Genomic DNA, 22,480 nt, shown 5'->3' with positions numbered 1-22,480 from the left:
TAGTTTTACTCGTTGCGGTGTGTGTCACTGAATGATAAAACCGATAGCCACAGGAATAACTTATGCCCGCGACGGTTCGCGTGCAGACAATATAGCAACGTGGTGAGGGGAAATGGCTCAGGTCTATAACTTTAGTTCGGGCCCGGCAATGCTGCCGGCAGAAGTTCTCAAACTGGCGCAACAGGAGCTGTGCGACTGGCACGGTCTGGGGACGTCGGTAATGGAAATCAGCCACCGTGGTAAGGAGTTTATCCAGGTGGCTGAAACGGCAGAACAGGATTTCCGCGATCTGCTCAATATCCCTTCCAACTACAAAGTGTTGTTCTGTCATGGTGGCGGTCGCGGTCAGTTTGCCGGGATCCCGTTAAATCTGCTGGGTGATAAAACGACAGCAGATTATGTGGACGCCGGTTACTGGGCGGCAAGTGCGGTGAAAGAAGCGCAAAAATACTGCACGCCTAACGTTATCGATGCGAAAACCACCGTTGATGGCCTGCGGGCCGTTAAGCCGATGAGCGAATGGCAGTTGACGCCGGGCGCAGCCTATCTGCACTTCTGCCCAAATGAAACCATCGATGGTATCGCTATCCATGAAACGCCGAATTTTAACGAAGATGTCGTCGTCACCGCGGATTACTCCTCCAGTATCCTGTCCCATGAAATCGACATCAGCCGCTATGGCGTGATTTACGCTGGCGCGCAGAAGAATATCGGCCCGGCAGGGTTGACGCTGGTTATCGTGCGTGAAGACCTGCTGGGTAAAGCCAGCATCGCCTGCCCATCGATTCTTGATTACACCGTGCTGAACGCCAATGATTCAATGTTCAACACACCGCCGACCTTCGCCTGGTATCTGGCGGGGCTGGTATTCAAATGGCTGAAAGAGCAGGGCGGCGTGGCCGCGATGGATAAAATCAACCGTCAAAAAGCGGATCTGCTGTATGGCGTGATTGATAACAGCGATTTTTATCGTAACGATGTAGCCGCTGCCAACCGCTCGCTGATGAACGTGCCGTTCCAGCTGGCGGATAGCGCGCTGGATAAACTGTTCCTCGAAGAGTCTTTTGCGGCCGGTTTGCATGCGCTGAAGGGCCATCGCGTGGTAGGCGGTATGCGTGCTTCTATTTACAATGCGATGCCGCTGGCCGGCGTCAAGGCGCTCACCGACTTCATGCAGGACTTCGAACGTCGCCGCGGCTAATTGCTGAGCGCTTATTTTCATCCCCGCGGCTGGTCTGCGGGGTTTTTATTCTGTTTTTTGAGAGTTGAGTTCCATGGAATCCCTGACGTTACAACCCATTGCGCGCGTTGATGGCACCGTAAACCTGCCCGGGTCAAAAAGTGTTTCTAACCGCGCTTTGCTGCTGGCGGCATTAGCCCACGGCACCACCGTGCTGACCAATTTGCTGGACAGCGATGATGTTCGCCATATGCTTAATGCGCTTAACGCCCTGGGAGTTCACTACACCCTGTCTGCCGACCGCACTCGTTGTGAAGTCACCGGCCACGGCGGCCCGTTACAGGCCAGCGGCGCGCTGGAATTGTTCCTCGGGAATGCCGGTACGGCGATGCGCCCGCTGGCGGCGGCGTTGTGTCTCGGCCACAACGATATTGTGCTGACCGGCGAACCGCGGATGAAAGAGCGGCCGATAGGCCACCTGGTCGATGCGTTACGCCAGGGGGGCGCGCAGATTGAGTATCTGGAGCAGGAAAACTATCCGCCCCTGCGCCTGCGCGGTGGTTTCAACGGCGGCCAGGTAGAAGTCGATGGCAGCGTCTCCAGCCAGTTCCTTACCGCTTTACTGATGACTGCGCCGCTGGCGCCGCAGGACACGACGATTGCGATTAAAGGCGAGCTGGTATCTAAACCTTATATCGATATCACGCTGCACCTGATGAAAACCTTCGGCGTTGACGTTGAAAACCACAACTATCAGCGCTTTGTCGTGCGCGGCGGGCAACAGTATCAGTCGCCGGGCGATTACCTGGTGGAGGGCGATGCCTCTTCAGCCTCTTATTTCCTCGCTGCCGGCGCTATCAAGGGCGGTACGGTAAAAGTGACCGGTATTGGTCGCAATAGCGTACAAGGCGATATTCGCTTTGCCGACGTGCTGGAAAAAATGGGCGCGACGGTTGTCTGGGGCGACGATTTTATCGCCTGTACCCGCGGTGAGTTGAATGCCGTTGATATGGATATGAACCATATTCCGGATGCGGCCATGACCATTGCTACCGCGGCGTTGTTTGCGAAAGGCACCACGGTGCTGCGCAATATTTATAACTGGCGGGTGAAAGAGACCGACCGCCTGTTCGCGATGGCAACTGAACTGCGTAAAGTCGGCGCAGAAGTGGAAGAGGGCGAAGACTATATTCGCATTACGCCGCCTGCGACGCTGAAATTCGCTGAAATCGGCACCTACAACGATCACCGCATGGCGATGTGTTTCTCGCTGGTGGCATTGTCGGCGACGCCGGTCACTATCCTTGACCCAAAATGCACGGCGAAAACGTTCCCGGACTATTTCGAGCAGCTGGCGCGAATTAGTACCCTGGCGTAAATTCTGTCTCGTCCGATAAGGTAAAGCTTTGTCATCTTGCGGGCTGGTATTCTGCCAGCCCGCTATAATTGCGCAATTCTTCTACATTTAATTTCAACTATTCCGTAATTTGCACGCAAGGCTCACTTTCTGGCGCATTGATGCGTATAATGCGCGGCGTTTATATTCATGCGCCTTGCTAAAGGAGAAAAAGATGACGGCAAATGTTCCGGTAATCACCATTGATGGACCTGGCGGTGCGGGTAAGGGCACGTTGTGCAAGGCAATGGCGGAAGCGCTTGGCTGGCATCTGCTTGATTCCGGCGCCATCTATCGCGTTTTGGCGCTGGCGGCCTTACATCATCACGTTGACGTCGAGTCAGAAGAGGCGTTGGTTCCGCTGGCAGCCCATCTCGATGTACGTTTTATTTCTACTGACGGCAATCTGGAAGTGGTGCTGGAAGGTGAGGATGTCAGTGCGGAGATCCGTACCCAGGAAGTGGCCAATACCGCCTCAAAAGTCGCTGCCTTCCCGCGGGTGCGCGAAGCGCTGCTGCGCCGTCAACGCGCCTTTCGCGAACTGCCTGGCCTGATTGCCGACGGCCGCGATATGGGCACCGTCGTTTTCCCCGATGCGCCGGTTAAAATTTTCCTCGATGCGTCGGCGGAAGAACGTGCGCAGCGCCGCCTGCTACAGTTGCAGGAAAAGGGTTTTAGTGTTAACTTTGAACGTCTTTTGTCCGAGATAAAAGAGCGTGACGATCGCGACCGTAATCGCGCCGTGGCGCCGCTTATCCCGGCCGCTGATGCTTTAGTTCTTGATTCCACCGAACTAAGCATTGAGCAAGTAATTGAAAAAGCGCTACAATATGCGCGCGAAAAACTGGCTGTCGCTTAGCCGTTAACCGGTAAAGCGTTGCGAGCCTCCGAATTATAGCAGTACCCCCGCAGCAACGGAGTGTTAGCGGGTATGTTAAACAACCCCATCCGGCACGGAGCCAGGTGGACGTTAAATATGAAACCTGAAGATTAAACATGACTGAATCTTTTGCTCAACTATTTGAAGAATCCTTAAAAGAAATCGAAACCCGCCCGGGTTCCATCGTTCGTGGTGTTGTTGTTGCTATCGACAAAGATATCGTACTGGTTGACGCTGGTCTGAAATCTGAGTCCGCCATCCCGGCTGAGCAGTTCAAAAACGCCCAGGGCGAGCTGGAAATCCAGGTTGGTGACGAAGTTGACGTTGCTCTGGATGCAGTAGAAGACGGCTTCGGTGAAACCCTGCTGTCCCGTGAGAAAGCTAAACGTCACGAAGCTTGGATCACGCTGGAAAAAGCTTACGAAGACGCTGAAACTGTAGTCGGTGTTATCAACGGCAAAGTTAAAGGTGGCTTCACTGTTGAGCTGAATGGTATTCGTGCGTTCCTGCCGGGCTCCCTGGTAGACGTTCGTCCGGTGCGCGACACGCTGCACCTGGAAGGCAAAGAGCTTGAATTCAAAGTCATCAAGCTGGACCAGAAACGTAACAACGTCGTTGTTTCTCGTCGTGCCGTTATCGAATCCGAAAACAGCGCAGAGCGCGATCAGCTGCTGGAAAACCTGCAGGAAGGCATGGAAGTCAAAGGTATCGTTAAGAACCTCACTGACTACGGTGCATTCGTTGATCTGGGCGGCGTTGACGGCCTGCTGCACATCACCGATATGGCCTGGAAACGCGTTAAGCATCCGAGCGAAATCGTAAACGTTGGCGACGAAATCACTGTTAAAGTGCTGAAGTTCGACCGCGAGCGTACCCGTGTATCTCTGGGCCTGAAACAGCTGGGCGAAGATCCGTGGGTAGCTATCGCTAAGCGTTATCCGGAAGGTACCAAACTGACCGGTCGCGTGACCAACCTGACCGACTACGGCTGCTTCGTTGAAATCGAAGAAGGCGTTGAAGGCCTGGTTCACGTTTCCGAAATGGATTGGACCAACAAAAACATCCACCCGTCCAAAGTTGTTAACGTTGGCGATGTAGTGGAAGTTATGGTTCTGGATATCGACGAAGAACGTCGTCGTATCTCCCTGGGTCTGAAGCAGTGCAAATCTAACCCATGGCAGCAGTTCGCGGAAACCCACAACAAGGGCGACCGTGTTGAAGGTAAAATCAAGTCTATCACTGACTTCGGTATCTTCATCGGCCTGGACGGCGGCATCGACGGCCTGGTTCACCTGTCTGACATCTCCTGGAACGTTGCAGGCGAAGAAGCAGTTCGTGAATACAAAAAAGGCGACGAAATCGCTGCAGTTGTACTGCAGGTTGACGCAGAACGTGAGCGTATCTCCCTGGGCGTTAAACAGCTGGCGGAAGATCCGTTCAACAACTACGTTGCTCTGAACAAGAAAGGCGCTATCGTAACCGGTAAAGTAACTGCAGTTGATGCTAAAGGCGCAACCGTAGAACTGGCTGACGGCGTTGAAGGTTACCTGCGTGCTTCTGAAGCATCCCGTGACCGCGTTGAAGATGCAACTCTGGTTCTGAGCGTTGGCGACGAAGTTGAAGCTAAATTCACCGGCGTTGATCGTAAAAACCGCGCAATCAGCCTGTCTGTTCGTGCGAAAGACGAAGCTGACGAGAAAGATGCAATCGCAACTGTTAACAAACAGGAAGATGCAAACTTCTCTAACAACGCAATGGCTGAAGCTTTCAAAGCAGCTAAAGGCGAGTAATCTTAGTTATTCAGGCCACAACGGTCTGAATAATGACGAGTTTACTTGACAGATTGCAGGATTCGTCCTGTAATCAAGCACAAAGGGCGGCTACGGCCGCCCTTGTTTAAGCTGTAAGCTAACTTTGCCTTGAAGGAAACCGGAGGAAAAATGACCAAGTCAGAATTGATAGAAAGACTTGCCAGCCAGCAATCTCATATCCCGGCGAAAGCGGTGGAAGATGCTGTTAAAGAAATGCTGGAACATATGGCCTCAACGCTTGCTCAAGGTGAGCGCATTGAAATCCGCGGTTTCGGCAGCTTCTCTCTGCACTATCGAGCACCTCGCACCGGGCGTAACCCGAAGACTGGCGATAAAGTGGAACTGGAAGGTAAGTACGTTCCGCACTTTAAGCCTGGGAAAGAACTACGCGACCGCGCCAATATTTACGAAGAGTAAGTTTTACCGCATCAGGCAAAGACTTACTTAATAAAAAAGCACCTGAGGGTGCTTTTTTTATGCCCGTTTTCCGTGTCCGCTCGCAAAACTGTTGTTACCTGATAGCAAGAGACAATATTTCCCGGACAGCGCGACGCAACGCCATTCTTTTCAACATGACCACGGCGGTGAATTGTCTGACACTCCCCGATAACAGGGAGGAGTTATGCGATTACCACATCTGGCAGGCTGCGCCATAATCGGAATCTCGCCGCTGCTTTGGCTACCGGCGCTACCGAATATGTTAAGCGTTTGGTGTCTTATTGGCGCTGCGCTAATTATTACCACGCTGCGCAAACCTTACACAACGTATGCCGCATTGACATTGCTGTTGTTCGCGTGGGGAATATTACATGCCCGGCAAGCGCTGTGGCCCACTGAGCATATTCCCGGTCGCAGCCGGCAGGCCGTTATTGAGCTGGTAGGCGGTGATGGCCTGACGAGCTGGCAAGGTAAGATAATCCGTCTTGAGGGGCGGCGTTTATATCCCGCGGTTGGGATTACCCTCTACGGCGGCGAACTGCCTGAAGCAGGCTGCGTTGGGCAGCGCTGGCTGATGACCATCCGCGCCCGTCCGGTACATGGGCAGCTAAATGAGGGCGGCTTTGATAGCCAGCGTTACGCCCTTGCGCAGCATCGTCCGCTTAGCGGACGTTTTCTAAATGCCTCATCGCTTGATTCACGTTGTAGCTCCCGGGCCCGCTATCTGGCCTCGTTGAACCGCGCACTCGCTGAGTATCCATGGAGAACGGTTATGCTCGGGCTGGGAATGGGGGAGCGCCTCGCGGTTGCGGATGAGATAAAAAAGTTAATGCAGGAGACGGGAACGTCCCATTTAATGGCTATCTCCGGCCTGCATATTGCGCTGGGGGCGTCACTTGGCTGGTTGCTGGTTCGCGGAATACAGTTCTTTCTTCCGTGCCGCTGGATAGGTTGGCGGATACCGCTGCTTGTCGGGTTAAGTTGCGCGCTGTTTTACGCCTGGCTTACCGGCATGCAACCCCCGGCGCTTCGTACCTGTGCGGCCTTAACCGCAGGATGTCTGTTGCGGCTACAGGCCAGGCGCTGGTCGCCCTGGCAAATATTTTGCTGTTGTATTGCGGCAATACTGCTGGCCGATCCACTGGCGATGATTTCAGAAAGCCTGTGGTTATCCGTGTTTGCGGTTGCTGCGTTGATTTTCTGGTATCAGCTCGCGCCGCTTCGCCGGCACCGCTGTCGTTCACCGTGGCGGCAGCTGCTGGCGCTAAGCCACCTACAATGCGGCCTGATGTTACTGCTTGCGCCGCTGCAGATAGCCCTTTTTCATGGTATTAGCCTGACTTCATTGATAGCTAACCTGGTTGCCGTTCCGCTGGTGACATTTCTAATAGTCCCGCTGATTTTAGCGGCCATGCTACTGCATCTTAGCGGTCCGGCGTTGCTTGAAATGGCGTTATGGCAACTCGCCGATCGGTTGCTGGCAATATTATTCTGGTTCTTACGCCATTTGCCTGCGGGATGGGTATCGCTCGACGAACGCTGGTTGGCGGTCAGTTTACTGCCGTGGCTGGCGTTCCTGGTATGGCGTTTTCAGGCCTGGCGTCAGATGCCGTTACTCTGTATTAGCGGCGTGGCGCTCCTTAGTTGGCCCTTCTGGCGCGCCGCCTCACCGGACGAGTGGCGGGTGACGATGTTGGATGTCGGCCAAGGGCTGGCGGTGGTCATCGAGCGTCAGGGGGCGGCAATGCTCTACGATACGGGGCCTGCCTGGCCGGGAGGAGATAGCGGCCAGCAGCTTATCGTACCCTGGTTACGCTGGCGCGGCCTCCGCCCGGAAGGCGTAATATTGAGCCACGAGCATCTTGATCATCGCGGTGGCCTGAATGCGATTATTCAGGCGTGGCCAAATCTCGGGATTCGTAGTCCGCTTAACGCGCGCGGGCATCTACCCTGTCGCAGAGGGGTAACCTGGCGCTGGCGAGGGCTCCGATTTCAGGCACTTTGGCCATTGCCTACGGGTGAACATAAAGGGAACAATGGTTCCTGTGTAGTTAGGGTCGATGACGGCAAGCGTAGCGTTTTACTTACCGGCGATATCGAAATCCCGGCCGAACAGCGGATGATAAGCCATTACTGGCAGCATCTTGTGTCTACACTTATTCAGGTCCCGCACCACGGCAGCAATACCTCATCTGGTCTGACGTTGCTGCAGAGGGTAGGAGGAGAGGCGGCTATCGCCTCGGCAGCGCGTTACAATGCGTGGAAGATGCCTTCCAGTAAAGTCGAGCAGCGTTATCGTGAGCAAGGGTATCAGTGGTTTGATACACCGCACTCGGGGCAAATAACGATTGTTTTTTCTCCAGATGGTTGGCAAATCCATAGCTTACGAGATCAACTTTTACCTCGTTGGTATCATCAGTGGTTTGGCGGGGACGCGCAGAACGGGTAGAATATGCGGCTATTTCAACATAAGCTGGTTTATTGAATGCAGAACGATAAAGATCTCTCCACGTGGCAGACCTTCCGCCGACTTTGGCCGATGATAGCGCCGTTTAAAGCCGGGCTAATCGTAGCGGCCGTGGCGTTGGTGCTTAACGCGGCAAGTGATACCTTCATGTTATCGCTTCTTAAACCGTTATTGGATGATGGTTTTGGTAAAACGGATCGCTCAGTGCTGTTATGGATGCCGCTGGTGGTGATCGGTTTGATGGTGCTTCGCGGCATCAGTAGCTATATATCGAGCTACTGTATCTCCTGGGTTTCCGGCAAAGTGGTAATGACGATGCGTCGCCGCCTGTTCGGTCATATGATGGGCATGCCCGTCGCCTTCTTCGACAAACAGTCCACCGGGACGTTGCTGTCGCGTATCACCTACGACTCCGAACAGGTTGCTTCATCTTCCTCCAGCGCATTGATAACCGTAGTGCGTGAAGGGGCCTCAATTATTGGCCTGTTCGCCATGATGTTCTATTACAGCTGGCAACTGTCGCTCATTCTTATCGTGCTGGCGCCTATCGTCTCAGTCGCGATTCGGGTGGTTTCGAAGCGTTTTCGTAATATCAGTAAGAATATGCAGAACACCATGGGCCAGGTGACCACCAGCGCGGAACAGATGCTTAAAGGGCATAAAGAAGTGCTGATGTTCGGCGGCCAGGCCGTTGAAACCAAGCGTTTTGACAAGGTCAGTAATAAGATGCGTCTGCAGGGGATGAAAATGGTCTCCGCGTCCTCCATTTCCGACCCGGTCATTCAGCTGATTGCCTCTCTGGCGCTGGCCTTTGTGCTCTACGCGGCGAGCTTCCCAAGCGTCATGGAAACCCTGACTGCCGGTACCATCACCGTGGTCTTTTCGTCGATGATCGCGCTGATGCGCCCGCTGAAATCCCTGACTAACGTCAACGCGCAGTTCCAGCGTGGTATGGCCGCATGTCAGACGCTTTTCTCCATTCTGGATTCAGAACAGGAGAAAGACGAAGGTACTCGCGTGATTGAGCGCGCCAAAGGTAACCTGGAGTTCCACAACGTCACCTTTAGCTATCCAGGCCGCGAAGTTGCCGCGCTGCGTAACATCAATTTGAGCATCCCGGAAGGGAAAACCGTTGCGCTGGTAGGGCGTTCAGGCTCAGGTAAATCCACCATTGCCAGCCTGATTACCCGGTTCTACGACGTCGACGAGGGGCAGATTCTGCTGGATGGCCACGATTTGCGCGAGTACAAACTGAGCTCCCTGCGCGATCAGGTGGCGCTGGTTTCGCAGAACGTGCACCTGTTCAATGACACCGTCGCCAATAACATCGCCTATGCGCGTACCGAAGAGTACACCCGCGAGCAAATTGAAGAAGCGGCGCGTATGGCCTATGCGATGGACTTTATCAACAAGATGGATAATGGACTGGACACGATTATCGGCGAGAATGGCGTGATGCTCTCCGGCGGTCAACGTCAGCGTATCGCTATTGCGCGCGCGCTGCTGCGCAACAGCCCTATCCTGATCCTCGATGAAGCCACCTCGGCGCTGGATACCGAGTCGGAACGTGCGATTCAGGCGGCGCTGGATGAACTGCAGAAAAACCGTACCTCGCTGGTTATCGCCCACCGTCTGTCGACTATCGAACAGGCTGACGAAATTGTGGTGGTAGAAGATGGTCGCATCGTTGAACGCGGCAGCCATCTTGATCTGCTGGAACATAAAGGCGTTTACGCGCAGCTACACAAGATGCAATTCGGTCAATGATAGCGCGCATCTGGTCCGGCGAATCGCCGCTATGGCGGCTATTGCTGCCGTTCTCCTGGCTGTATGGCCTGGTGAGCGCTTTCATTCGTCTTAGCTATAGGCTAGGGTGGAAAAAAGCCTGGCGCGCGCCGGTGCCGGTCGTCGTGGTCGGTAATCTGACCGCCGGCGGCAACGGTAAAACGCCGGTGGTAGTATGGCTGGTGGAGCAACTGCAGCAGCGAGGCATTCGCGTCGGCGTGGTGTCTCGCGGCTATGGCGGCAAAGCCGACAGCTACCCGCTGTTGCTGGATAATGTAACCAGTACTGCGCAGGCGGGGGATGAGCCGGTGTTAATTCATCAACGCACAGGCGCGCCGGTGGCGGTTGCTCCACTGCGTAGCGAGGCGGTAAAAGCCTTATTAGCCGCTCACGATTTGCAAATTATCGTCACCGATGATGGTCTACAGCACTACAAGCTGGCGCGGGATAAAGAAATCGTCGTGATAGACGGTGTACGCCGTTTTGGCAACGGTTGGTGGTTGCCAGCCGGGCCGATGCGCGAGCGCGCATCCCGCCTGAAAAGCGTCGATGCCGTTATCGTCAACGGCGGCGTCTCGCGCCCGGGGGAAATCCCGATGCAGTTGCGTCCCGGCATGGCGGTGAACCTGCTTACCGGCGAGCGTCGCGATGTTGCGACCCTCGACAACGTAGTGGCGATGGCCGGTATTGGCCATCCGCCGCGCTTTTTTGCGACGCTTGAAAGCTGCGGCGTACGGCCGGTGAAAACCGTAGCGCTGGCGGATCATCAGGCGCTGAGTCAAAGCGCAGTCGCCGCACTGGCAACCTCGGGACAGACGCTGTTGATGACCGAGAAAGACGCGGTGAAATGTCGTGAATTCGCCGCCGCTAACTGGTGGTATCTGCCGGTTGACGCCATAATGACCGATGATCGCGCACAGCGGTTGCTCGCGGACTTAGTGACGCTGGCGCAACGTTAACCTGCGTACTGGTTTTGCTCGCCGCTGTGCTTGAATCCCCTACGGAGAACCTGCATGTCGGTATTGCAACTGTCGCTAAAAGAAGCTCGCCATCTTCATCTCGCGGCGCAAGGGTTACTGAAAAAGCCCCGGCGTCGCGCACGCCAGACTGACATCCTTTCCACCATCCAGCAGATGTCGCTGCTGCAAATCGATACGATCAACGTGGTCGCCCGTAGCCCTTATCTGGTGCTGTTTAGCCGTCTTGGCAGCTATCCGCAGCACTGGCTGGATGATTCTCTGCGTAGCGGCGAACTGATGGAATACTGGGCTCATGAGGCCTGTTTTTTGCCGCGCAGCGATTTCGCCCTTGTACGCCATCGGATGTTGAATCCCGACAAGATGGGCTGGAAATACCATAAAGAGTGGATGCACGAACATGCCGCCAGCATAGAAGAGTTGCTGGCGCATATCGCGCAAAATGGCCCGGTTCGCTCGGCGGATTTTTCCCATCCGCGTAAAGGCGCCAGCGGCTGGTGGGAATGGAAACCGCATAAGCGTCATCTTGAAGGGTTGTTCACCGCCGGCAAACTGATGGTCGTTGAGCGGCGTAACTTTCATCGCGTCTATGATTTAACCCTTCGGGCAATGCCGCACTGGGATGATGAGCGCGACGCGCTCTCCCGCCTGGAGGCCGAGTCCATTATGCTGCGCAACAGCGCGCGCAGCCTCGGCATTTTTCGCCCACAGTGGCTGGCCGATTATTATCGCCTACGCCAGCCTGCATTACCGGCGCTGCTGAAGGGCTGGCAGGATGAGGGGCTGGTGACGCCGGTCATAGTTGAGGAACTGGGTGAAATGTGGCTGTATCGCGATCTGCACGCTGTGCTGGAATCGGCACCCGGCGGGAAGTTAACCGCCAGCCACAGCGCCGTGCTCTCGCCGTTTGACCCGGTGGTGTGGGACCGTAAACGCGCCGAGCAGTTATTCAACTTCAGCTATCGGCTGGAATGCTATACCCCGGCGCCGAAACGGCAATATGGCTACTTTGTGCTACCGTTGCTGCATCAGGGCAAACTGGTTGGCAGGATGGACAGCAAGTTGCACCGTAAGGGAGGCATGCTGGAGATCTTTTCGCTGTGGCTGGAAGAGGGCGTGAAAGTGACTGCCGGGCTGGAAAGCGGGCTCCAGCGGGCAATTAATGATTTTGCGCGCTGGCAAGGTGCAGAAGAGGTTGTGCTGCGCCAGCTACCCGCGACGCTATTTGCTAACCAGCGGCATGGTTGGGGCGTTGATGCCGCGTGATACGCGGGCGACCATCCTGTGATATGCTGCTGCCAAATCTATTCGGTCCATCAGGAGGAATCATGGATCACCGTTTACTTGAAATTATCGCCTGCCCGGTTTGCAACGGTAAGCTGTACTACAGCCAGGATAAGCAAGAGCTTATCTGCAAAGCCGACAGCCTGGCCTTCCCGCTTCGCGAAGGCATCCCGGTACTACTTGAAAACGAAGCGCGCTCACTCGCGGTAGAAGAGAGCCGGCCATGAGTTTCGTCGTCATTATTCCTGCGCGTTTTGCCTCCACGCGCCTGCCGGGAAAACCTCTGCAGGATATTAACGGTAAACCGATGATAGTCCACGTGCTGGAGCGCGCCCGCGAATCTGGCGCGGATCGCATTATCGTCGCCACCGATCATGAAGATGTCGCGCGTGCGGTTGAAGCCGCGGGCGGCGAGGTTTGCATGACCCGCGCGGACCATCAATCCGGCACCGAACGTCTGGCGGAAGTCGTTGAAAAATGCGCTTTCAGCGATGACACCATCATCGTCAATATTCAGGGTGATGAACCGATGATCCCGTCGGCGATCGTGCGACAGGTGGCGGAAAACCTCGCGGCCAGCACCAGCGGGATGGCAACGTTGGCGGTACCTATCCACGATGCCGAAGAAGCATTTAACCCGAATGCGGTCAAAGTGGTCATGGATGCCGACGGCTACGCGCTCTATTTTTCTCGAGCGACTATTCCGTGGGATCGCGATCGTTTTGCAAAATCGCGCGAAGAAATTGGCGATTCCCTGCTACGCCATATTGGTATTTACGGTTATCGCGCTGGTTTTATTCGTCGTTACGTTAGCTGGGCGCCAAGCCCGCTTGAGCAAATTGAGATGCTCGAACAGCTGCGCGTACTGTGGTATGGCGAAAAAATCCACGTCGCGGTGGCGGAAGTGGTTCCTGGCACCGGCGTTGATACGCCGGAAGATCTGGAGCGCGTCCGCGCCGAATTGCGTTAATCCTTACCGTCCCCTTCGCCTGGAGGGGACATATTTCTGCCGCTAATTAGCCCATTTTTGATCTTATCCGCTGACAAGTCGCCCCCATACGCTCATTATGAAAACAGTAGTTTTCATGAGGGTATCTATGATGGAACAGTTGCGAGCCGAACTGAGCCACCTGCTTGGCGAGAAGCTAAGTCGCGTGGAGTGCGTTAGCGAGAAACCCTCGTCAGCGCTATGGTCGCTGTATGATGCGCAGGGAAACCCAATGCCGCTGTTGGCGAAAAGCTTTACTACGCCCGGCGTAGCGCGCCAGCTGGCGTGGAAAATTTCGCTGCTTGCCCGTAGCGGCACCGTTCGTATGCCGGTGGTATACGGCGTCATGACGCATGAAGAACATCCTGGACCTGACGTATTGCTGATTGAACGGTTACGCGGCGTTTCAGTGGAAGCGCCGGCGCGTACGCCCGAGCGGTGGGAGCAGTTGCAGGATCAGATTGTCGAAGGGTTACTGGCGTGGCATCGCCACGATAGCGGCGGCTGTGTGGGGATGGTCGATAGCACTCAGGAAAACCTCTGGCCTCACTGGTATCGCCAGCGGGTAGAAATGCTGTGGAGCACGCTCAACCTCTATCACGACACCGGGCTGACGATGCAGGATAAGCGCATTTTATTCCGCAGTCGTGAGAGCCTGCCGCAGCTGTTTAGTGATTTTAGCGATAACTGCGTGCTGGTTCATGGCTGCTTTACGCTACGTAGTATGCTCAAAGACGCGCGCAGCGATCAGCTGCTGGCGATGGTCGGTCCGGGGATGATGCTGTGGGCGCCGCGCGAGTACGAACTGTTCCGCCTCGCCGACGGCGGGTTAGGGGAGCAGTTACTCTGGCGCTACCTGCAGCGGGCGCCGGTCGCGGAGTCTTTCGTCTGGCGGCGTTGGCTGTATCAGCTATGGGATGAAGTCGAAAGTCTGGTGAATACCGGGCGCTTCGATCGCGCCCGTTTCTCGCTTGCCGCGAAATCAATCCTGCCCTGGATCGCCTGACGCTCCCTTCAGCCACTGCCAGCTTCGTCCCAGGGTCTCGTAAATCGCGCGTTCGCTGTGCATCAGCCAATACGGTGACGGCAGGGCGCGCTCCCAGGGGTTAAGCGCTGATTCCACCGCCAGCTGGTTGGCAGGCGCCGGTAACGGATTCAGTCCGGCATGGCGGAAAAATATCATCGCTCGCGGCAGGTGCGAGGCGGACGTCACCAGCAGGAATGGCGCCGCGCCGATGGCTTTTTTGACTTCAGCCGCTTCCTGTTCGGTATCTTTTGGTCGGTCAAGGACGATAATCGCGCTACGCGGTACGCCGAGGCTTTCGGCGACGCGCGCCCCCGCCTCGGCGGTACTAACCGGGTTGGTTTTGGCCGCCGCGCCGGTAAAGATCATTTTCGCGCCTGGGTTTTCCCGCCACAGGCGTATCCCCTCAGCCAGCCGCGGCAGACTGTTGTTGATCAGGTTCGAGCTTGGCGCCCACTGTGGATTCCAGGTATAACCGCCGCCCAGCACCACAATATACTCAACGGATTTGCCGCCGCGCCAGGTCGGGTAGCTTTTCTCGATCGGTTTTAACAACCCGTCAGCCACCGGCTGCAGGCTTAATAGCGCCAGCAACAGCCAACTCAGAGTAACCAGCGCTTTGCCGGTTTTCTGAAAACGGCTGCGCCATAGCAGGATGATGCCGAACGCCATCAGCAATAACAGCAGAGGAAGCGGCAGCATCATGCCGCCCAATACCTTTTTCAGTGTGAAAAGCATCCCAAATGGTTCCTTTTTTAACCATATAAGCAAAGTTCTGCGTGGATCTTATAACAGATCGCTTCATTATCGCCGTGGGTATGACAAAATAGCGGTTTTGTGTTGGCTTGTGGAGTCGTCCGTGCAGGATCGCAATTTTGATGACATCGCTGAAAAGTTTTCGCGCAATATTTATGGCACCACCAAGGGCCAACTGCGCCAGGCGATCCTTTGGCAGGATCTGGAACCGCTGCTAACGCAGATGGGGCCAGGGCCGTTGCGGGTGCTGGATGCCGGCGGCGGCGAAGGGCAAACGGCGATCCGCGTCGCGGAATTAGGCCACCACGTCACGCTATGCGATCTTTCCGCCGAAATGGTGGCTCGCGCTCAGCAGGCGGCCCGCGATAAAGGTGTGATCGACAACATGCATTTTGTACAATGCGCGGCGCAGGATATTGCTCAGCATTTGGAAAGCCCCGTCGATCTGATACTGTTTCATGCGGTGCTTGAGTGGGTCGCGGAACCGCAGGAAATGTTGCGCACGCTGTGGTCGGTATTGCGCCCGGGCGGCGCGCTGTCGTTAATGTTCTACAATGCTAACGGCCTGCTGATGCACAATATGGTCGCCGGAAACTTCGACTACGTGCAAATTGGCATGCCGAAAAAGAAAAAACGCACGCTATCGCCGGATTATCCGCGCGATCCGCAGCAGGTTTACGGTTGGCTGGAAGATCTCGGTTGGCAGATAACCGGTAAAACCGGCGTGCGGGTGTTTCATGATTATCTGCGTGAGAAACGTAAACAGCATGACAGCTTTGCGGCGCTGCTGGAGCTGGAAACGCGCTACTGTCGCCAGGAGCCGTATATCAGCCTGGGCCGCTATATTCATGTCACCGCGCTTAAGAAAGATCCAGGCGCACAGCCGCAGATGCAAGGATAAACTATGAGTGAATTTTCCCAGACAGTCCCCGAACTGGTTGCCTGGGCCAGGAAAAATGATTTTTCCATCTCGCTGCCGGTCGACAGACTCTCTTTTCTGCTGGCTGTCGCCACGCTGAACGGCGAGCGGTTGGAAGGGGAAATGACCGAGGGAGAACTGGTGGACGCGTTCCGCCACGTTAGTGATGCGTTTGAGCAGACCAGCGAAACCATCAGCCAGCGCGCCAATAACGCCATCAACGATATGGTGCGCCAGCGTCTGCTGAACCGCTTTACCAGCGAAATAACGGAAGGGAATGCGATCTACCGCCTGACGCCGTTAGGTATCGGCATTACCGACTACTACATTCGCCAGCGCGAATTTTCTACCCTGCGTTTGTCGATGCAGCTGTCGATTGTGGCCGGCGAACTGAAGCGGGCGGCAGATTCCGCGGATGAGGGCGGCGATGAATTCCACTGGCATCGCAACGTTTTTGCGCCGCTGAAATATTCGGTGGCGGAAATCTTCGATAGTATCGATCTGACTCAACGCATCATGGATGAGCAGCAGCAGCAGGTGAAAGATGATATCGCCCAGTTGCTGAACAAAGACTGGCGCGCGGCGATTTCCAGCTGTGAACTGCTGCTGTCCGAAACCTCCGGCACCCTGCGCGAATTACAGGATACCCTGGATGCGGCGGGCGACAAGCTGCAGGCCAACCTGCTGCGTATCCAGGACGCCACCATCGCGCGCGACGATCTGCATTTTGTCGACCGTCTGGTGTTCGACCTGCAAAGCAAGCTCGACCGCATCGTCAGCTGGGGCCAACAGGCTATCGACCTGTGGATCGGTTACGATCGTCACGTACATAAATTTATCCGTACCGCCATCGATATGGATAAAAACCGCGTTTTCGCCCAGCGTTTGCGTCAGTCGGTGCAGACCTACTTCGATGCTCCGTGGGCGCTGACCTACGCTAGCGCCGACCGTTTGCTGGATATGCGCGATGAAGAGATGGCGCTGCGCGATGAAGAAGTCACCGGCGAGCTGCCGGCAGACCTCGAATTCGAAGAGTTCAACGAAATTCGCGAGCAGCTGGCCGCGCTGATTGAAGCGCAGCTGGTGGTTTACAAAGAGAAGGGTATGCCGCTGGATCTCGGCCTGGTGGCGCGAGAGTTCCTGGCGCAGTATCCGCGCGCGCGTCACTTTGACGTCGCGCGAATCGTCGTTGACCAGGCGGTACAGCTGGGCGTCGCCCAGGCAGATTTCACCGGACTGCCGGCAAAATGGCAGCCGATTAATGATTACGGAGCCAAGGTACAGGCGCATGTCATTGACAAATATTGAACAAGTGATGCCAGCTAAGCTGGCGCAGGCGTTGGCCAATCCGTTATTTCCGGCGCTGGATAGCGCCCTGCGCGCAGGCCGTCACATTGGCCTCGATGAGCTGGATAATCACGCATTTTTGATGGATTTTCAGGATTACCTGGAAGAGTTTTACGCTCGCTACAACGTTGAGCTGATCCGCGCGCCGGAGGGGTTCTTCTACCTGCGCCCGCGCTCCACGACCTTGATCCCGCGCTCGGTATTGTCAGAGCTGGACATGATGGTCGGCAAAATTCTTTGCTACCTCTATCTCAGCCCCGAACGTCTGGCTAATGAAGGCATCTTCACCCAGCAGGAGCTCTACGATGAGCTGCTGACGCTGGCGGACGAAAGTAAATTACTGAAGCTGGTGAACAACCGTTCCACCGGTTCCGACCTCGACCGCCAGAAGCTGCAGGAAAAAATGCGCGCGTCCCTCAACCGCCTGCGCCGCCTCGGCATGGTGTGGTTTATGGGCCACGACAGCAGTAAATTCCGCATCACCGAATCGGTGTTCCGCTTTGGCGCTGACGTGCGCGTTGGCGACGATCCGCGCGAAGCGCAGCTGCGCATGATCCGCGACGGCGAAGCGATGGCGCTGGAGAATCACCTGCAGCTCAATGATGAGAATGAAGAGAATCAGCCGGATAGCGGGGAGGAAGAATAATGATTGAACGCGGTAAGTTTCGCTCGCTGACGCTGGTTAACTGGAACGGTTTTTTTGCCCGGACCTTCGATCTTGATGAGCTGGTAACCACCCTTTCCGGGGGCAACGGCGCAGGTAAATCCACGACCATGGCGGCTTTCGTCACGGCGCTGATCCCGGATTTAACCCTGCTGCACTTCCGTAACACCACCGAAGCGGGCGCCACCAGCGGTTCGCGCGATAAAGGCCTGCACGGTAAACTGCGCGCTGGGGTCTGTTACTCGGTGCTCGATGTGATCAACTCACGCCACCAGCGCGTGGTCGTCGGGGTACGTCTGCAGCAGGTTGCCGGGCGCGATCGTAAAGTCGATATTAAGCCATTTGCCATCCAGGGATTGCCAACTTCGATCCAGCCGACCCAACTGTTGACCGAAACCCTTAACGAGCGCCAGGCGCGCGTCGTGAGCCTCAACGAGCTGAAAGACAAGCTCGACGCGATGGAAGGGGTGCAATTCAAACAGTTTAACTCGATTACCGAATATCACTCGCTGATGTTTGATTTGGGCGTGGTAGCGCGTCGTCTGCGTTCAGCATCCGATCGTAGCAAATACTACCGCCTGATTGAGGCCTCGCTGTACGGCGGGATCTCCAGCACCATTACCCGCTCCCTGCGCGATTACCTGCTGCCGGAAAACAGCGGCGTGCGTAAGGCGTTCCAGGATATGGAAGCGGCGCTGCGTGAAAACCGTATGACCCTGGAAGCGATTCGCGTTACTCAGTCCGATCGCGATCTGTTTAAGCACCTTATCAGCGAAGCCACCAACTACGTGGCGGCGGACTACATGCGCCACGCCAACGAGCGGCGAATCCATCTGGATAAAGCGCTGGAGTACCGTCGCGAGCTCTTTACCTCGCGTTCGCAGCTGGCGGCAGAGCAGTACAAACATGTCGATATGGCGCGCGAGCTGCAGGAACACAACGGCGCAGAAGGCGATCTGGAAGCTGATTATCAGGCCGCCAGCGATCACCTGAACCTGGTACAAACCGCCCTGCGTCAGCAAGAAAAAATCGAGCGCTACGAGGCGGATCTCGACGAACTGCAGATTCGTCTGGAGGAGCAAAATGAAGTGGTGGCGGAAGCCGCCGACCAGCAGGAAGAAAACGAAGCCCGCGCCGAGGCCGCCGAACTGGAAGTGGATGAGCTGAAAAGCCAGCTCGCCGATTACCAGCAGGCGCTCGACGTGCAGCAGACTCGCGCCATTCAGTACAATCAGGCGCTACAGGCGCTGGAACGCGCGCGTGCGCTGTGTCACCTGCCGGATTTAACCGCCGACAGCGCCGACGAATGGCTGGAAACTTTCCAGGCGAAAGAGCTGGAAGCGACGGAAAAAATGCTGTCGCTGGAACAGAAAATGAGCGTGGCGCAAACCGCGCACAGCCAGTTTGAACAAGCGTATCAGCTGGTTGCGGCGATCAACGGTCCGCTGGCGCGTAATGAAGCCTGGGATGTGGCGCGTGAATTATTACGCGACGGCGTCAACCAGCGCCACCTGGCGGAGCAGGCTCATGGGCTGCGTAGCCGTCTCAACGAGCTGGAACAGCGTCTGCGTGAACAACAGGACGCCGAGCGCCAGCTGGCCGAGTTCTGTAAGCGCCAGGGCAAACGCTACGATATCGACGATTTGGAAACGCTGCATCAGGAGCTGGAAGCGCGCATCGCTTCGTTAGCCGATAGCGTTTCTAACGCTCAGGAACAGCGCATGGCTCTGCGTCAGGAGCTGGAACAGCTGCAGTCGCGTACCCAGACGCTGATGCGCCGGGCGCCGATTTGGCTGGCGGCGCAAAACAGCCTCAACCAGCTGTGCGAGCAGAGCGGCGAGCAGTTTGAATCAAGCCAGGATGTCACCGAGTACCTGCAGCAACTGCTGGAGCGCGAGCGCGAAGCAATTGTTGAGCGTGATGAAGTCGGCGCCCGCAAGCGCGCCATCGACGAAGAAATCGAGCGTCTCAGCCAGCCGGGCGGTTCTGAAGACCCTCGTCTGAACGCGCTGGCAGAGCGCTTTGGCGGCGTGCTGTTGTCGGAAATCTACGACGACGTTAGCCTCGAAGATGCCCCGTACTTCTCCGCGCTTTATGGCCCATCGCGCCATGCGATCGTGGTTCCGGATCTGTCACAGGTGGCGGAGCAGCTCGAAGGGCTGGAAGATTGCCCGGAAGACCTGTATCTGATCGAAGGCGATCCGCAGTCCTTCGATGACAGCGTTTTCAGCGTCGATGAGCTGGAAAAAGCGGTGGTAGTGAAAATTGCCGACCGCCAGTGGCGCTATTCGCGCTTCCCGACGCTGCCGCTGTTTGGCCGCGCCGCGCGTGAAAACCGCATCGAAACGCTGCACGCAGAGCGCGAAAGCCTCTCCGAGCGTTTTGCTACGCTGTCGTTTGACGTGCAGAAAACGCAGCGCCTGCATCAGGCCTTCAGCCGCTTCATCGGTAGCCATCTGGCGGTTGCCTTTGATGACGACCCGGAAGAAGAGATCCGCAAACTCAACAGCCGCCGCGGAGAACTCGAGCGCGCGCTGAATGCGCATGAAAGCGATAACCAACAGAACCGCGTCCAGTACGAGCAGGCGAAAGAGGGCGTGTCGGCGCTTAACCGCCTGCTGCCGCGCCTGAATCTGCTGGCCGATGAGACGCTGGCCGATCGCGTAGATGAAATCCAGGAGCGTCTGGACGAAGCGCAGGAAGCGGCGCGCTTTATCCAGCAGCATGGCATTCAGCTGGCGAAACTGGAACCGATCGTCTCGGTACTGCAGAGCGACCCGGAGCAGTTCGAGCAGCTGAAAGAAGATTACGCCTATTCGCAGCAAATCCAGCGCGATGCGCGCCAGCAGGCTTTCGCGCTGGCGGAAGTCGTGCAGCGTCGCGCCCACTTCAGCTATTCTGACTCGGCGGAGATGCTCAGCGGCAATAGCGATCTCAACGAGAAGCTGCGCCAGCGCCTGCAACAAGCAGAATCCGAGCGTAGCCGCGCTCGCGAAGCAATGCGTAGCCACGTTGCGCAGTTGAACCAGTACAACCAGGTGCTGGCGTCGCTGAAAAGCTCGTATGACACCAAGAAAGAGCTGCTCAACGATCTGTATAAAGAGCTGCAGGATATCGGCGTGCGCGCCGATGCCGGCGCGGAAGAGCGTGCGCGTGCGCGTCGTGATGAACTGCATATGCAGCTGAGCAACAACCGCTCCCGCCGTAATCAGCTGGAGAAAGCGTTGACCTTCTGCGAAGCGGAGATGGACAACCTGACCCGCAAACTGCGCAAGCTGGAGCGCGATTACTGCGAAATGCGCGAGCAGGTAGTGAGCGCTAAAGCGGGATGGTGCGCGGTGATGCGTCTGGTGAAAGACAACGGCGTGGAACGTCGTCTTCACCGCCGCGAGCTGGCCTATCTCTCCGCCGACGAACTGCGTTCGATGTCGGATAAGGCGCTGGGCGCGCTGCGTCTGGCGGTCGCCGATAACGAACACCTGCGCGACGTCCTGCGTATTTCGGAAGATCCGAAACGTCCGGAGCGCAAAATTCAGTTCTTCGTTGCCGTTTATCAGCATCTGCGCGAGCGAATCCGCCAGGATATTATTCGCACCGATGATCCGGTAGAAGCGATCGAGCAGATGGAAATCGAACTCAGCCGTCTGACCGAAGAGCTGACCAACCGTGAACAGAAGCTGGCGATCAGCTCCCGCAGCGTGGCGAATATCATTCGCAAGACCATCCAGCGTGAACAGAACCGTATTCGCATGCTCAACCAGGGGCTGCAGAGCGTGTCGTTCGGCCAGGTCAACAGCGTGCGTCTGAACGTCAACGTGCGCGAGACCCACTCGACGCTGCTGGATGTCCTGTCTGAACAGCATGAGCAACATCAGGATCTGTTTAACAGCAATCGCCTGACCTTCTCGGAAGCGCTGGCCAAACTGTATCAGCGCCTGAATCCGCAGATTGACATGGGGCAACGTACGCCGCAAACCATCGGCGAGGAACTGCTCGACTACCGCAACTATCTGGAAATGGAAGTGGAAGTTAACCGTGGTTCAGACGGCTGGCTGCGTGCGGAGTCCGGCGCGCTGTCGACCGGTGAAGCGATCGGTACCGGGATGTCGATTCTGGTGATGGTGGTGCAGAGCTGGGAAGATGAATCCCGTCGTCTGCGCGGGAAGGATATCTCGCCTTGCCGTCTGCTGTTCCTCGATGAAGCAGCACGTCTGGATGCTCGCTCTATCGCCACGCTGTTCGAACTGTGCGAACGTCTCGAGATGCAGCTGATTATCGCGGCCCCGGAAAATATCAGCCCGGAAAAAGGCACCACCTATAAACTGGTGCGTAAAGTGTTTAATAATCACGAACACGTACACGTTGTCGGCCTGCGCGGTTTTGCCGCGCCGGTACCGGAAGCGCTGCCTGGAACCGCTGACGCCTCCTGAAAGGGCGTCGATTAATAGGAAAAAGGGTGACAATTTGTCGCCCTTTTTGTTTTTCTGTACAGTACGCTAACAAGGTATAGTCTTTAAACTTCTTTACATTTGGTAAGGCAAAAGCGTTTTCGCCTTTATATACT

16 protein-coding genes and 1 pseudogene are annotated in these 22,480 nt (G+C 56.2%); 16 read left to right on the top strand and 1 reads right to left on the bottom strand.

Features of this window, described 5'->3' with window-relative positions:
* Positions 1–112 precede the first annotated feature (112 nt).
* From serC to PGR10_RS14535, 12 genes are all read left to right on the top strand, one after another.
* Positions 113–1,201 carry a 3-phosphoserine/phosphohydroxythreonine transaminase gene (gene serC / locus PGR10_RS14590; RefSeq protein ID WP_430923691.1) on the top strand — a complete coding sequence of 363 codons (1,089 nt, stop codon included), beginning with the start codon at positions 113–115 and terminating at the stop codon, positions 1,199–1,201.
* Positions 1,202–1,274: 73 nt separating this feature from the next.
* A complete protein-coding gene (gene aroA, locus PGR10_RS14585) occupies positions 1,275–2,558 on the top strand; it encodes a 3-phosphoshikimate 1-carboxyvinyltransferase (RefSeq protein ID WP_113374289.1) in 1,284 nt (427 codons plus the stop codon).
* 193 nt (positions 2,559–2,751) lie between these two features.
* Complete coding sequence (gene cmk, locus PGR10_RS14580) at positions 2,752–3,435, top strand: (d)CMP kinase (RefSeq protein WP_045375636.1); 684 nt, start codon at positions 2,752–2,754, stop codon at positions 3,433–3,435.
* Positions 3,436–3,572: 137 nt separating this feature from the next.
* The gene (gene rpsA, locus PGR10_RS14575; protein ID WP_015367470.1) at positions 3,573–5,246 is read left to right on the top strand and encodes a 30S ribosomal protein S1; all 1,674 of its coding nucleotides are present in this window, start codon (positions 3,573–3,575) and stop codon (positions 5,244–5,246) included.
* 150 nt (positions 5,247–5,396) lie between these two features.
* The gene (gene ihfB, locus PGR10_RS14570; RefSeq protein WP_004100704.1) at positions 5,397–5,684 is read left to right on the top strand and encodes an integration host factor subunit beta; all 288 of its coding nucleotides are present in this window, start codon (positions 5,397–5,399) and stop codon (positions 5,682–5,684) included.
* A gap of 205 nt (positions 5,685–5,889) precedes the next feature.
* Entirely contained in the window at positions 5,890–8,154 is a 2,265-nt protein-coding gene (locus PGR10_RS14565; RefSeq protein WP_430923690.1) for a ComEC family protein, read from the top strand.
* Between the two features lie 36 nt (positions 8,155–8,190).
* A complete protein-coding gene (gene msbA, locus PGR10_RS14560; protein WP_032707692.1) occupies positions 8,191–9,939 on the top strand; it encodes a lipid A ABC transporter ATP-binding protein/permease MsbA in 1,749 nt (582 codons plus the stop codon).
* On the top strand, positions 9,936–10,916 hold the full coding sequence (gene lpxK, locus PGR10_RS14555; protein WP_430923688.1) for a tetraacyldisaccharide 4'-kinase: 981 nt from the start codon (positions 9,936–9,938) through the stop codon (positions 10,914–10,916). The genes msbA and lpxK overlap by 4 nt, the downstream gene beginning before the upstream one ends.
* Positions 10,917–10,970: 54 nt before the next feature.
* A complete protein-coding gene (locus PGR10_RS14550) occupies positions 10,971–12,200 on the top strand; it encodes a winged helix-turn-helix domain-containing protein (protein ID WP_430923687.1) in 1,230 nt (409 codons plus the stop codon).
* 62 nt (positions 12,201–12,262) lie between these two features.
* Entirely contained in the window at positions 12,263–12,445 is a 183-nt protein-coding gene (gene ycaR / locus PGR10_RS14545) for a protein YcaR (RefSeq protein WP_430923686.1), read from the top strand.
* Positions 12,442–13,188, top strand: coding sequence for a 3-deoxy-manno-octulosonate cytidylyltransferase (kdsB, locus tag PGR10_RS14540; protein WP_045375627.1), 747 nt, complete (start codon positions 12,442–12,444; stop codon positions 13,186–13,188). The genes ycaR and kdsB overlap by 4 nt, the downstream gene beginning before the upstream one ends.
* 130 nt (positions 13,189–13,318) lie before the next feature.
* Positions 13,319–14,212 carry a YcbJ family phosphotransferase gene (locus PGR10_RS14535; protein WP_087858167.1) on the top strand — a complete coding sequence of 298 codons (894 nt, stop codon included), beginning with the start codon at positions 13,319–13,321 and terminating at the stop codon, positions 14,210–14,212.
* Here PGR10_RS14535 and elyC read toward each other — a convergent pair.
* The gene (elyC, locus tag PGR10_RS14530) at positions 14,189–14,968 is read right to left on the bottom strand and encodes an envelope biogenesis factor ElyC (RefSeq protein ID WP_113374285.1); all 780 of its coding nucleotides are present in this window, start codon (positions 14,966–14,968) and stop codon (positions 14,189–14,191) included. The two genes, PGR10_RS14535 and elyC, sit on opposite strands and share 24 nt — an antisense overlap.
* 121 nt (positions 14,969–15,089) lie before the next feature.
* On the opposite strand from elyC, the pseudogene cmoM reads away from it, so the two are divergent.
* The 4 genes and pseudogenes from cmoM (at position 15,090) to mukB (ending at position 22,346) form a co-directional block, all read left to right on the top strand.
* Positions 15,090–15,894, top strand: a pseudogene (gene cmoM, locus PGR10_RS14525) (tRNA uridine 5-oxyacetic acid(34) methyltransferase CmoM).
* Positions 15,891–17,213, top strand: coding sequence for a chromosome partition protein MukF (gene mukF, locus PGR10_RS14520; protein WP_087858143.1), 1,323 nt, complete (start codon positions 15,891–15,893; stop codon positions 17,211–17,213). The pseudogene cmoM and the gene mukF overlap by 4 nt, the downstream one beginning before the upstream one ends.
* Complete coding sequence (gene mukE / locus PGR10_RS14515; RefSeq protein WP_015367459.1) at positions 17,194–17,898, top strand: chromosome partition protein MukE; 705 nt, start codon at positions 17,194–17,196, stop codon at positions 17,896–17,898. Before mukF ends, mukE begins: the two co-directional genes overlap by 20 nt.
* Complete coding sequence (gene mukB, locus PGR10_RS14510; protein ID WP_430923685.1) at positions 17,898–22,346, top strand: chromosome partition protein MukB; 4,449 nt, start codon at positions 17,898–17,900, stop codon at positions 22,344–22,346. The genes mukE and mukB overlap by 1 nt, the downstream gene beginning before the upstream one ends.
* The last annotated feature ends 134 nt before the right edge of the window (positions 22,347–22,480 follow it).

The organism is Klebsiella sp. 141198, from assembly GCF_050600785.1.
Lineage (GTDB): Bacteria > Pseudomonadota > Gammaproteobacteria > Enterobacterales > Enterobacteriaceae > Klebsiella > Klebsiella aerogenes.
This window is presented reverse-complemented; position numbering and strand designations above follow the sequence as displayed.